Below are 13,032 nucleotides of genomic sequence, written 5' to 3'. Positions count from 1 at the left end.
TTCAAGGGGGCCTTTCCCGCATCTCAGCTGAAGCTGGAAGGGCCCTCCAGAAAATCGTACTTCAGCCGGGTAAAATTCTGTATGAAGTAGTCCACCTGGACCACCTGGCTCACCGACAGTGCTTCAAAAATCAACGACCGCTGTCGCACCATCTTGAAGGGGCCGAAGCGCCCCGTACCGATACGCTTGTCCGACAGAATACGGAAAGGCAGCCCCCCCAGAAAAAAATTCCCGTAGCGAATATTCACGCAGGTGTCCATGCTTCGCGCATCCAGTGTGTCGTTGACATAATAGATGCAGGAGAGCCCCTCACGGCTGATGTTGATCAGGGGCCCCCTTCGCGTAAAGGAGGGGGAAAAGACGATATAAGCGCCCCGTTTGGGGAGAAAACGGTCACAATGACGTAAATCACCCATACGCACCTCACATCATTCGCAGCCGGTGGGGGACCAGACGAACCGGCACGAAAAAAAAGGGATCGTGTTGAGTCGTGATACAGGCCTGTTCGACTTTGCAGGAGGCCATCATGAATACGTGCGGGAAACGAGCAAGGCTCGTGGTGTGAAACGAGTGGATACCGGGAGTATCAAACAGATAACAACGGGTGCACATACTTTATGTTTGGGAGGACTTCAGTATACCATACCCGCTGGTTGAGGGAAACGCTTCTCTTCCTCTTTCCCGCCATGTCGGGCCTTGACCGGCGCCCCATGCTCTTCGTGCTCTCAGGCCTTGTAACGGGCATCCTCACAGGCCATGCAGGCACCCCCGTTCCGATATCCATGCTCCCGGTGCTGACCCTGACGACCTGTGCATGGCTGAGCGCACCCCGGCGCTTTGCCCTGGCCTTGCTTATCCCCCTGTTCACCCTGGCAGGAGCCTGGCTCATGGCCCCGTGGGCGCCCGCTGAAAAAGGGCTGAGCGGATTGACCCCAGAGCCCCTTGCCCTGGCGGGGCGCGTCGAGCAGATCCGATTCCAGGACCGCGACCTCAAATGCATCCTGCGGGATGTCCGCCTTGAGAAAGGCCCCGGCCTTGATCCCCCGGTCACCGGCATCCGCCTGATCATCCGACAGGGCAGCACCCTGCCCCTGGCCGAGGGAATGCGGCTCACAACCCGCTGCCGGCTTCGCCCCTTTACCAGCTTCAACAACCCGGGCCGTTTCGATTACCGGCGCCACATGATGAGACAGGGGGTCGCGGCCTGGGGCGTGGTAAAGGCAGAAGAGGTGACCTTGACTCCGGCGGCGCCCGCCCACCGGTGGCGAACCGCCCTTCACCATACCCGGACGCGCATCGAAGGCGCCCTGTTCGCCCATGCTCCGAGCCATGGTTCCGGGGCTCTGCTCTGCGCCCTTCTCACCGGCAACCGCTCCCACATGCCGCCCTCCCTGCGCGACCTCTTCACCCGCACCGGAGCAGCCCACCTGCTGGCCATCTCCGGCCTTCACTTAGGGATCGTGGCCACCCTTTTCTTCTTCCTGTTCTCTTGGGGGCTCTCCCGGTGGGAGCGCCCCCTCATCAAGGGGCACACACAAATGCTGGCCGCCACCTTCACCCTGGTGCCGGTCCTCCTCTACGCCCTGGTTTCCGGCATGGCACCGTCCACCCAGCGGGCCCTCACTGCCGCGGCTCTCGTCATGGGCGCCCTGGCCCTCCATGAAGAGGCGGACCTTCCCACCACCCTTGCCCTGGCCGCCCTGGTTATCCTTGTCACCCATCCGCCGTCCCTGTTTGCCGTCTCCTTTCAACTCTCCTTTGCCGCCGTGGCCGCCATCCTGGCCGGTCTGGCCCGGCTCCGCACCCCGGCCTCACCGGTGGCACCGCCCACTCTCCGGCAGCGAATGCTCCTGTTTGTCATCCCCCCGTCTTGTGCCACTTTCGGCACGGCCCCCCTGGTCTTGCACCACTTTGGCTATGCGGCTCCCATCGGGCTCCTGTCCAACCTGATCCTGGTTCCCCTGATCAGCTTCGGCACAATCCTCCCGGGGCTTATGGGGGTGATTCTCCTTCCCCTCGGAACAGCCCCTTCCGGTCTGCTGTTCTCCCTGGCCGGTTACACCCTGGAAGGAGCCATCCGCATCGCGAAGGTCTTCTCCCACGTCCCCGGCGGCTATCTTCTTCTGCCCCGCCCCGGGGTCACCACGACCCTGCTCGTGCTCTGCCTTCTTTTTTCCCTGCTGCTCTCCCCCCGTCACAAGCGCAAAGGCCCTGTGCTGGTTGCCGCATGCTGCCTGATTCTTCTGGGGGGAAGAGCCACAACCGCCTTTGTCCAGCGCCATCACAACCCCACCCTCAAGGTCACGGTGCTTGATGTGGGCCAGGGCTCTTCCGCGATGCTGGCCTTTCCCAACGGCAAACGATGGCTGGTGGACGGCGGGTTTGCCCGGCCGGGACGGTTCGACGTCGGCCGATTCGCCGTGGGGCCTTACCTGCAGGCGTCCCAGATCACCACCCTGGATGCCGTGGTCCTCACCCATCCGGAGAGCGACCACATGGGGGGCCTCATCCATATTCTGGACAACTTCAAGGTCAAGACGCTTTTCATGGGCCCCTACCCCGGCAAAGGGCCGCTGTGGAACCGGTTTTCCGAGGCTGCAGCCCGGTCCGGCACCCGCATCGTTTACTTGACGGACCGCTCCCCGCCCATGCTTGTGGAAGGCGTGGGCATCACCTGCCTTCACCCGGAGGCGCCCCCCAACGGATTCACCGGGAACGGATCGGTGAACAACAACTCCCTGGTCCTCAGACTGACCTACGGCAACCACCGGTTTCTGCTCACCGGCGATATCATGGAAAAGGCGGAAGCCCGGCTTGTGTCTGGCTCCGCAGAGGCATTGAAGGCCGACGTCATGGTGATCCCCCACCACGGAAGCCAAAGCTCCAGCACGAACGCATTCCTCACCCGCGTACACCCCTCCATCGGCGTGGTCTCCGCCGGGCAAGCCAACCGCTACGGCCTTCCCCATACCGAGGTGATGGAACGGTACACACGGGCCCAATGCACCCTCTACGGAACCCACCGGAACGGGGCTGTCACCATCGAATCCGACGGCACGGCCCTGTCGGTTTCCACCTTCCTTGACTCCTCCCCTGCGTTTCCTCCTTCCCTCACATGGACACGGCCTTGACACCGACTCTCCCGACGCATAAAGTACGGCAATTGGTTTCGATTTTCTCGTTGTGGAGGTTCCCCTTGGTATTTCGTCCCCGTGGCATTAGGCATTCCATCGTGCCACCCGCTCTGATGGTCCTCATTCTGGCACTTCTCCTTCAAGGGTGTGCTGCGCATACCTCCCCTTCCGTGGAGCCCCCCGTGGCTGCGCCAGAGCAAGAAAAAACGGCGACGGACACCGTTGAAGAAGCCTTGATTTCCGAGGACGCCTTTGCAGAAGACGACGAATTTCTGGATGATGATGATTTTTTTGATGACGAAGGGTTGATCGACGAGTTCGGCGACACCCCGGAGGAGCTGGTCTGGGATCCCCTGGCCCCCTTCAACCGGGCCATGTTCACCTTAAACGATACCCTCCTTATCTGGGTGGTCAAGCCGGTGGCTTCAGGCTACCGCACCGTCACCCCGACGATTGTCCGACGGGGCGTGGCCAATTTTTTCAACAACCTCAAAGCCCCGGTACGCCTGATCAGCAGCCTCCTCCAGGGCAAACTCAAGGGGGCGGGCTCCGAAGTGGGCCGATTTGTCATCAACACCACCGTGGGGGTCCTGGGATTCGGAGACCCGGCGGGCAGCTGGTTCCACATGGAGCCCAGCGACGAAGACCTGGGCCAGGTCCTGGGCGCCTGGGGCGTGGGCAACGGCATGTACATTGTCTGGCCCATTCTCGGCCCCTCCACCCTGAGGGACAGCGCCAGCATTCCCGGTTACTTTTATCTCAACCCTGTGGGGTACGTAGAACCCACAAAGCTCTCGCTGGCCATCACGGCCTACGAACAACTCAACGAAGCCTCCTTCAGCATGGATGACTACATTGCCCTTAAGGCCTCGGCCCTGGATCCCTATAGCTTTATCCGTGACCTTTACATCCAGAGCCGGGAAAAAATGGTCCAAGAGTAACCTGCGGCGACATGCCCCAAAAGGCTTCGGGGGCCGTATCACCGTACGTGCCAACACCCCGCCCGCGCCCCATGCGGGTGCATCACAGGAAAGCCTATGGAACCCCCTATCCTGGAAGTCCGCAACCTGGTCAAGCACTATGCCGACGTCGAGGCGGTGAAAGGCATCTCCTTTTCCATCCGTCCGGGCACCTGTTTCGGCCTCCTCGGCCCCAACGGAGCCGGTAAAACCACCACCATCGAAGTCATCGAAGGGATTCTTCCCGAAACCTCGGGAGAGATCTTCTACAAAGGCGCCCCCCGGGGGGAGAGCTTCACCCGTGAGGCCGGGATCCAGTTCCAGAACACGGAGCTGCCCATGTTCCTCACCGTGGAAGAGACGTTGGAGACCTTTCGCCACCTCTACACCAAACGGGCCGGGCGGGAAGCCCTCATCGCCATCTGCCGCCTGGAGGAGATCCTCAAACGGGATAACCGGAAGATCTCCGGTGGCCAGAAGCAGCGCCTTCTCCTTGCCATGGCCCTGGCAAACGACCCGGACCTCGTCTTCCTGGACGAACCCACCACCGGGCTGGACCCCCAGGCCAGGCGCCACCTCTGGGAAATCGTAGAGAACCTGAAGCGGGACGGCAAAACCGTGGTGCTCACCACCCACTACATGGATGAGGCGGAAAAGCTCTGCGACGAGCTGGCCATCATGGACCACGGCCGCATCATCGCCATGGGAGCCACCGACGCCCTGCTCTCCGCGCACTGCAGGGGCTCGTCCATCGTCCTGCCCGGCATCACTGAAGACAGCGCCTTCGCCACCCTCACCACCCCCTGGTTCCGATTGAAAGATGGCCGCATCAGCATCCAGACCGAAAACCCCGACCACTCCCTGCGGGAACTCGTGGCCATGGGCATGGACCTCTCCGGGATCGTGGTCATGCCCCAGAACCTGGAGGACCTCTTTCTCAAGCTCACGGGCAAAGCGCTTCGCAACTGACGACAAAAAGGCCCCATGAAAGGTACCATCGCCATGTTCAAACGTATCTGGACCCTTTTCAAAGCCCGCAACATCGAGTTTTACAGGGACCGCTCTGCCCTGGGGTGGAGCATCCTCTTCCCCTTTCTCATCATCGCCGGATTCTCCCTTATTTTCAGCGAAGATTCCCAGAAGCTATACAAGGCTGGCGTCCTCAAAGCCGACGGCGCAGCTCCCCTTCCCCAGAGCGAACACCTCCTCACCCACCCCCTGATCCAGGCCATTGAGCTGGCCGACCGGAACGACGCCCTGACCAAGCTGCGCCATCACCGCCTCGACATGGTCCTGTCGGCGGACACGGGCCATTACTGGATCAACAGCGACGCCCCCAAGGGAAAAATCCTCGAAGAGATCCTTTTGGGCGGGGGACGCACCGGGGACGGCCCCTTCACCCGGCAAATGGTCACCGGGGACCGCATCCCGTATGTGGAATGGCTATTTCCCGGCATCCTGGGCATGAACATGATGTTCTCCGCCCTCTTTGGCGTTGGGTATGTGGTGGTGCGCTACCGGAAAAACGGGGTCCTCAAGCGATTCAGCGTCACCCCGGTGCGCCCATGGGAATTCCTGACGGCCCAGATCATCTCCCGCCTTTTTGTCATGCTCGCCACCACGGGCATTGTCTACGGGACCTGCACCGCCCTGTACGGATTTTCGTGCCGGGGCTCCCTTGCGGCCCTGTTTGCCGTCTTTGTAGTGGGGGGCATGTCCATGATCTCCCTGGGGCTCCTTCTGGCAGCCAGGGGCAGCAGCGAAGAGCTTGCAGGGGGTATCCTCAACCTTATCTCCTGGCCCATGATGTTTCTCTCCGGTGTCTGGTTCTCCCTTGAAGGCACGACCCCCTGGGTTCAGGCCCTCTCCCGGGTCTTCCCGCTGACCCATCTCATCGAAGGGGCCCGCAAGGTCATGAACGACGGAGCCGGTTTTGCCGAGGTCCGTCTGGAAATCATTCTCCTTCTGGCCATGACCCTGGCCTGCCTCGTTGCAGGATCCCTGCTCTTTCAATGGAAGAATGACTGACTCGTTTCACGTGAGACCCATTTTTTAGTGAAAAGACCCGATACACCGTCACTCCAGGGTTGCGACTGCCCGTGGCCATGCCCTATAGTACGGGATGAAGACATCATGCTCACCTGTATGGCCAACCCATCACCATCTCTGGAGGACACCCCATGCCACCCTTTGCCTATCAGCCCCCCTTTCCCCTGGGGCCGGACACCACTGTTTACCGAAAACTCAGCGATGAGGGGGTTGAAAAGGGGGAGGCCTTCGGAGAGCCCGTCATCCGTGTGGCCCCGTCGGCCCTGGCCCTTTTGGCCCGCGAGGCGTTTGCCGACGTCTCTTTTCTCTACCGCACCCGCCACCTCGAACAGCTCCGCAGCATTCTGGACGACCCCGAGGCATCCAAAAACGATACCTACGTGGCCCTTGAAATGCTGAAAAATGCCGTCATCGCCTCGGAAAAGATCTTTCCCATGTGCCAGGACACCGGCACGGCCACGGTGGTGGCCAAAAAAGGGGCCCAGGTTATTTCCGGCACGGCAGCGCCCGATGAGGAGGCCATCTCAAAAGGCATTTTTGAGACCTACACGGAAAAAAACCTGCGCTACTCCCAGCTGGCCCCCCTCACGCTCTTTGAGGAAAAAAACACGGGCTGCAACCTCCCGGCCCAGATCGATATCGCAAGCACAAAAGGCGCAAGCTACGATTTCCTCTTCATTGCCAAGGGCGGGGGATCAGCCAACAAGAGCTTTCTCTTTCAGGAGACCAAGGCAATCCTGAACCGCAAACGCCTCCTGCCTTTTCTCAAAGAAAAAGTCACCGAAATCGGCACCTCGGCATGCCCCCCTTACCACCTGGCCATCGTCATCGGCGGCACCTCGGCCGAGGCCACCCTCAAGACCGTCAAGCTGGCATCGGCGGGATACCTCGACGAATTGCCGACACAAGGCAACGCCCTGGGACACGCGCTCAGGGATCGGGAGATGGAAAAGGAGATCCTCGACATGACCCGCGGCGTGGGCCTCGGTGCCCAGTTCGGGGGCAAGTACTTCTGCCACGACGTCCGGGTCATCCGGCTGCCGCGGCATGGGGCATCCTGCCCGGTGGGCATCGGAGTAAGCTGCAGCGCAGACCGGAACATTAAAGGGAAGATCACCGAAGAGGGGGTCTTTCTGGAGCAGCTGGAGACCCGCCCCGAACGTTTTCTGCCGGAGCCTGCCATGGAAGAAGAGCCCGGCATTGAAATCGACCTGAACCGCCCCATGGATGACATCCTCACAGAGTTATCGGCTCACCCCGTGGGCACCCGCCTCTCCCTTTCCGGAGAAATCATCGTGGCCCGGGACATTGCCCACGCCAGGCTTGCCGACGCCATGGAGAAAGGGGACGGCCTCCCCGACTACATCAAGAATCACGTCATCTATTACGCGGGTCCGGCCAAAACCCCGGAAGGCCACGCTTCGGGCTCCTTCGGCCCCACCACCGCCGGTCGCATGGACCCTTACGTCCCCGTCTTCCAGAAACTCGGGGGCTCGCGCATCATGCTGGCCAAGGGCAACAGGACCGACAAGGTCCGGGTCTCATGCAAAGAAAACCGGGGGTTTTACCTGGGATCCATTGGGGGCCCGGCCGCCAGGCTGGGCCGGGACTGCATCACCAAGGTGGAGACCATCGCCTATGAGGAGCTCGGCATGGAGGCGATCTTCAAGATTACCGTGAGGGACTTCCCGGCCTTTATCATCATCGACGACAAAGGGAACGACTTCTACCGTCAGGCCATCATGTAACCCCTTGCGTATCTGCTCTTCAAAACACAAAAGCTCCCGCCCAGAGATCTCTGGGACGGGAGCTTTCAGCTCAATTTCATAATTCTGCGGACCGTAAACGGCTTTAACAAAATCACCTGCGGGAGAAGTGCCAGCTCAGCTGGTGGTCACCAGGGCCTCAAGGCTTGAGACAGCCAGGGGACGCGCAAAGGCCACATGGATGGAGATGGTGTTCTCTCCCCGCTCGTTGACGCTGCTGACCCGCCCCTGGACCGAGAATCGTTCTGCCCCTTCTCCGGGCTTCATCAGCGAACAGATGGAACGCCCGAGCAGCAGGCGGGCCATGGAGTACCCGCTGCTCTTGACCACGGCGGAGAGCCCCCCTTCCGAAATATCGAGAAAAACACCGGTAAAGGATTTGCCCACGGTGGTCCCCTTGTCGGTCATGAGCTGGAACACAACCCTGCCCTTCACATGAAAACGCCGGTAGCGGCGCCTCTCAAGCCCTTTGGCCTGGACGGTCTCGGTCAGGTTGTTGAACTGTCCGCAAAAGGACTGCAGCTTCCCGAGAAAATCTGGGTGCTTCTCCTGCATCAGTGTCAGGACCTCACGATCCAGGAAGCCCACGTTGACCCGGGAAAGGGCCACAAGGGATGCCGTGCACACACTGGTATGGAAAAAAGCGTCGTAACCGGCCACCTCCCCTTTGCACATCTCCTTGATAAAGAGCTCCCTGGCGTCGTCTTTATAGACGATCTTGGCCCTGCCGCTATTGATAAAGCAGAGCCGATTGCTCACCTCGCCCTGGGAGATGATCTCGGTATCCACCTCCACCACCTCGTTTCTGACGTGATGATAAAAACCGGACGCCTCCTCCTCGGTAAGGAGGGCGTAGAAATCTTTCCAGGTCTCCATGTACTCCCCGGAGTCCACGAAGCACCTTTCCTGATCGATAATCTCCTCGGCGCGCACCACTTCACCCAGGGCCATTTCATCGACATCGGACAGCCTCGCCTTGTAGCGCTCCGCACGCTTGAAATCCTTCTCACGTGCCGCCCGCTCCACCATCAAAAGGAGGACCTTCAGGGCCGACGCCTTTTTGCCTCCGCTGATCAGACCGCTGACAATGGCCTCAAGGGTGCCGAACTCTTCGGACGCGATGTAGTCGCGGGTCACCTTTACCCGGGCATCCGGCTCTTTCTCTTTCGGTGCCGAGCGCTCTTTGGACATGGCATGGCGGATCTTGAGAATGGCCTCTTCGGCAAGGCGTTTCTGCTCCGACGTGTACCGGCTCCTGCCCAGGAGCCCCTTTTGGTCCACAACCTTTTGAAGGGTCGGAAGCGCCTTCATGGAGCCGATCTCCCCCATGGCCGAGCACGCCGCCTTGATCACCTTGTCTTTCTCCTCAGGAGACCCGGTCATCCTGGACCTGAGCACAGCCGAGAGTGCATAGACCCCATCATCATCGCCAAACTGGGCCAGAAGTCCCGCAAGTCGGGGCTTGACCCGGTCGGGGACCGCCAGGAGCGCTTTGGAAAAAAAACGAACCCGCCTGCTGCCTCCGATCTGCTTGGCACATGAAATCACGGCATCGATCACCTGCTCCTCACGTCGCGTCACCAAGGGTTCAAGGATATCTATGTGCTCCTCGCCACCGATCTCACCCAGCAGTTTCAGGAGATTGCGAAGATAAAACCAGGCGCTGTCCGGCGTAATGCGCTGCGTCAGCTCCTCAAGGGTACCGGGCCCGATGTTCTTCAGAACACCCATCACCCGGATCCGTTCGGCCATCACCTCACTCTCCCGAAGCAGGTCAAGTAAGGGAGGCACGGCTATGTTTCCGAGCAGGGCAAGGACGACGGATGCCTGGTGGCGATGCCCATCCGTATCCTCCCGGAACGTTTCCATGAGGAGATTGAACACCCGTTCCGAAGCCATTCTGCGCAGGGTGCGTTCGGCATAACGGGTCATATGGAGGTCTTTTTTCAGGCGTCCCTGGGCCATGAGGCTGAAGCTCTCCATGAACGGAACGGCTTCTCCGTACTGCCCCCCCACGACCAGGTTGTGGATGTGGTTCACCATCATATCCGAAGCGGATTCAAAAAGAGGGGTCACCTCCTGCTGGTAACGTGCCCACAAATTGATGGGACCCAGAACCCGGCTCACCAGGTCCAGCCGTTCAAGGCCGGTGAGCGCCTTGGCCGTCTGAAGAAGAACCCGAACCGCTGCCATGGATTTTGCTTCGTCTTCAAGATTGATGGCAAGGGACACAGCCTGAATCAACCGCTCCACCTCTTGGGCCTTGCCCTGCTGGGTCCGCTCGGCCATAACCCTGGGCAACGCAGCCAGCGCGTCGAGATCGTTCAGTGCATCGGACTCTCCCACCATGAGCCCTTCAATGGCTGCCTCAATCCGAGCCAGTGTCTCATTCTGAGCGGCCTCCTCACGGCTCCTCAAGGCCTCAATGGAAGACGAAAACTCACTGCCCCTGGGCCGGGCAAGAATCCAGTCCGACGCATCGTTGTACGCCTTGATATGAACACGCCCCACCAACCGGCTTCCCCTTCTCTGGGTCTGCTTCACCAGGAGCAGGCGGGCGGCAAGGAGCATGAAGCTCTCGTTTTCGAGATGTTCCACGGCCTTGGTCACGGCAGCTTCCGAAAGGTTCAATGCAAGTAGATCGGCGTTAAGCCAGGGCCCAAGGGCCTCCAACCTCTCATACAGAAGGGGAAAGATGGCCGTGTTTCCCTGTTCGCTCCCGGCCCTGACAAGATAACCGTTAAGGCATGCAAGGCGCGAAATGGTATCCCAATCGTTGGGCTCGTACCCCTTGTCTGCGCAGAAAGTAAGAAAACGCCCACTTACCGATGAGAGCCAGGCCGCGTTGACCGTTTTTCTGGTGATATATGCCAGGGCCTGGAGTTCGGTGATCTGGCCGAACCAGATACGCCGAAAAAAGTCCTCATCACTTTCGATCACCTCATCGGCTTCAGCGCCGAGAAACACATTGTGGTTGGCAGAGACAAAGGAGACCCCTTCGGCTTCAAATACCTTGCGTACCCCGCCCTGTGCATCCACCTCCTCCGGCGTCATGCTGAGAATCCGAGATGCCTTGGCATAATTTTCCTGATCAATGGAGCGATCAAATACGATGCTCTTCAGGTTAAGGGCCTGCATCAAGAGACGCAGCGAGTGAATTTGAGGCATGCGCTGGGACTTGGCGTCCAGGAGTTTTCCATCGAAAAGAATGGACCCCTGGGCTTCGGAGACGATAAACGGGGCATCCCGGTAAAACAGGGTGGCAAGGCGGGAATATCCGGAAGTGAGAGACTGTCGGACAATGTCACTGGATTCGGGGTAGAGGCGGCAGTTCTTCACCGTACTCATAAAGAGGTTTACCGCCCCCAGTGCTGTTTGGATATTTAGATCATCAGCCATATACCGTCTCACCTTCCGTTAACCTGAGTAGATGGGGGCGCCGCTGCGTATTGCCGCTATGCAGTGATGGGAGGCTCACACATTGAAAAGAAGAGATCGGCATGCAACGAGCCCTAAACGTGAGCGCTACAGCCAAACACGCATGAAAGGCAGGGCATGCAGCCTTATTCCCAACAGATTGTGTCTGCCGATCATGAAAAGCGATGGCTCGCCATGGAAAGAAGGGGTTTCATAACACTGGAACGATATAAAATGTAGAAAACAAATTGAACCGTTCACTGATTGATACTCAACCAGAAGCCACCAAAAAACACAGTGTTATTATAGCACCAACCCCCATTCAATGTAAGTTCATTTTGATTTCGCTGAAATACATAGTCAACACAGAGCAGGCTCAGGAACCCCGTATTTCCGGTCAGATACAAAGCAGGACGCCTGCCTCACCACCCGCGCTTCCGGTGCACCAGGCCATGCATGGCGTGGCGGGAGCAGACGACCTTTCCTTAATTAAATAAAAAGGCCCTGATAACGTCATCATCAAGGGCCTCTATAAAAAAATCCGGCGGCGACCTGCTCGCACGCTCTGCTGCCCGCGCAGTACTATCGGCGCAGACAAGCTTACTTCTTTGTATCTGATAGGTCGTGGTCGGGATGGGAACGGGTGTGACCTTGTCGGCAATCACCACCTAAATACGGTGCGCAACCACAAAACAAAAAAGGCCCTTGATGACTGTATCATCAAGGGCCTCTATAAAAAAATCCGGCGGCGACCTACTCGCACGCTCTGCTGCCCGTGCAGTACCATCGGCGCAGATAAGCTTACTTATCACCACCGAAATACGGTGCGCGACCACAAAACAAAAAAGGCCCTTGATGACTGTATCATCAAGGGCCTCTATAAAAAAATCCGGCGGCGACCTACTCGCACGCTCTGCTGCCCGTGCAGTACCATCGGCGCAGACAAGCTTACTTCTTTGTATCTGATAGGTCGTGTTCGGGATAGGAATGGGTGTGACCTTGTCGCAATCACCACCGAAGTACGGTGCGCGACCACAAAACAAAAAAGGCCCTTGATGACTGTGTCATCAAGGGCCTCTATAAAAAAATCCGGCGGCGACCTGCTCGCACGCTCTGCTGCCCGTGCAGTACCATCGGCGCAGACAAGCTTACTTCTTTGTATCTGATAGGTCGTGTTCGGGATGGGAACGGGTGTGACCTTGTCGCAATCACCACCGAAATACGGTGCGTGACCACAAAACAAAAAAGGCCCTTGATGACTGTGTCATCAAGGGCCTCTATAAAAAAAATCCGGCGGCGACCTACTCTCCCACACAGCTGCCCGTGCAGTACCATCGGCGCAGACAAGCTTAACTTCCGTGTTCGGGATGGGAACGGGTGTGACCTTGTCGCAATCACCACCGAAAAAGCGTATATGCATTTTCGGATCATTCAATCAGGATATGGATTCAATAAAGCACTCAGAATCTATGTAGTAAGATTGTGACTAAGCCTCACGACCAATTAGTACCGGTAAGCTGAACACATTGCTGTGCTTACACATCCGGCCTATCAACCTTGTAGTCTTCAAGGGGTCTTTAGCTGACTTGTGTCAGAGGGATATCTAATCTTGAAGTGGGTTTCCCGCTTAGATGCTTTCAGCGGTTATCCTTTCCGAACTTAGCTACCCTGCTATGCCGCTGGCGCGACAACAGGAACACCAGTGGT

The 13,032-nt window shown here is 58.7% G+C and carries 7 protein-coding genes and 4 rRNA genes; 5 read left to right on the top strand and 6 right to left on the bottom strand.

The window, feature by feature from the left end:
* Positions 1–23 precede the first annotated feature (23 nt).
* On the bottom strand, positions 24–416 hold the full coding sequence (locus tag MSL71_RS16160; protein WP_180142264.1) for a hypothetical protein: 393 nt from the start codon (positions 414–416) through the stop codon (positions 24–26).
* Between the two features lie 201 nt (positions 417–617).
* Here MSL71_RS16160 and MSL71_RS16155 point away from each other — a divergent pair, with 201 nt between their 5' ends.
* From MSL71_RS16155 to MSL71_RS16135, 5 genes are all read left to right on the top strand, one after another.
* Positions 618–3,131 (top strand): DNA internalization-related competence protein ComEC/Rec2, encoded by a 2,514-nt coding sequence (locus tag MSL71_RS16155; protein WP_180142262.1) that lies wholly within the window; start codon positions 618–620, stop codon positions 3,129–3,131.
* A 185-nt stretch (positions 3,132–3,316) separates the two neighbouring features.
* Positions 3,317–4,075 carry an MlaA family lipoprotein gene (locus tag MSL71_RS16150; RefSeq protein WP_180142260.1) on the top strand — a complete coding sequence of 253 codons (759 nt, stop codon included), beginning with the start codon at positions 3,317–3,319 and terminating at the stop codon, positions 4,073–4,075.
* A 96-nt stretch (positions 4,076–4,171) separates the two neighbouring features.
* A complete protein-coding gene (locus tag MSL71_RS16145) occupies positions 4,172–5,062 on the top strand; it encodes an ABC transporter ATP-binding protein (RefSeq protein ID WP_180142258.1) in 891 nt (296 codons plus the stop codon).
* Between the two features lie 15 nt (positions 5,063–5,077).
* Entirely contained in the window at positions 5,078–6,121 is a 1,044-nt protein-coding gene (locus MSL71_RS16140; protein WP_218951057.1) for an ABC transporter permease, read from the top strand.
* Between the two features lie 152 nt (positions 6,122–6,273).
* Entirely contained in the window at positions 6,274–7,890 is a 1,617-nt protein-coding gene (locus MSL71_RS16135; protein ID WP_180142256.1) for a fumarate hydratase, read from the top strand.
* 135 nt (positions 7,891–8,025) lie between these two features.
* On the opposite strand, the gene MSL71_RS16130 is transcribed toward MSL71_RS16135, so the two are convergent.
* The 5 genes from MSL71_RS16130 to MSL71_RS16115 form a co-directional block, all read right to left on the bottom strand.
* Complete coding sequence (locus tag MSL71_RS16130; protein ID WP_180142254.1) at positions 8,026–11,307, bottom strand: cyclic nucleotide-binding domain-containing protein; 3,282 nt, start codon at positions 11,305–11,307, stop codon at positions 8,026–8,028.
* A gap of 905 nt (positions 11,308–12,212) precedes the next feature.
* Positions 12,213–12,344 (bottom strand): 5S ribosomal RNA (gene rrf, locus MSL71_RS26960).
* Positions 12,345–12,412: 68 nt separating this feature from the next.
* Positions 12,413–12,544, bottom strand: a 5S ribosomal RNA gene (rrf, locus tag MSL71_RS16125).
* 69 nt (positions 12,545–12,613) lie between these two features.
* Positions 12,614–12,730 (bottom strand): 5S ribosomal RNA (rrf, locus tag MSL71_RS16120).
* A 77-nt stretch (positions 12,731–12,807) separates the two neighbouring features.
* A 23S ribosomal RNA gene (locus MSL71_RS16115) occupies positions 12,808–13,032 on the bottom strand; the annotation flags it as partial.

The organism is Desulfoluna butyratoxydans (genome assembly GCF_900699765.1).
GTDB lineage: Bacteria > Desulfobacterota > Desulfobacteria > Desulfobacterales > Desulfolunaceae > Desulfoluna > Desulfoluna butyratoxydans.
This window is presented reverse-complemented; position numbering and strand designations above follow the sequence as displayed.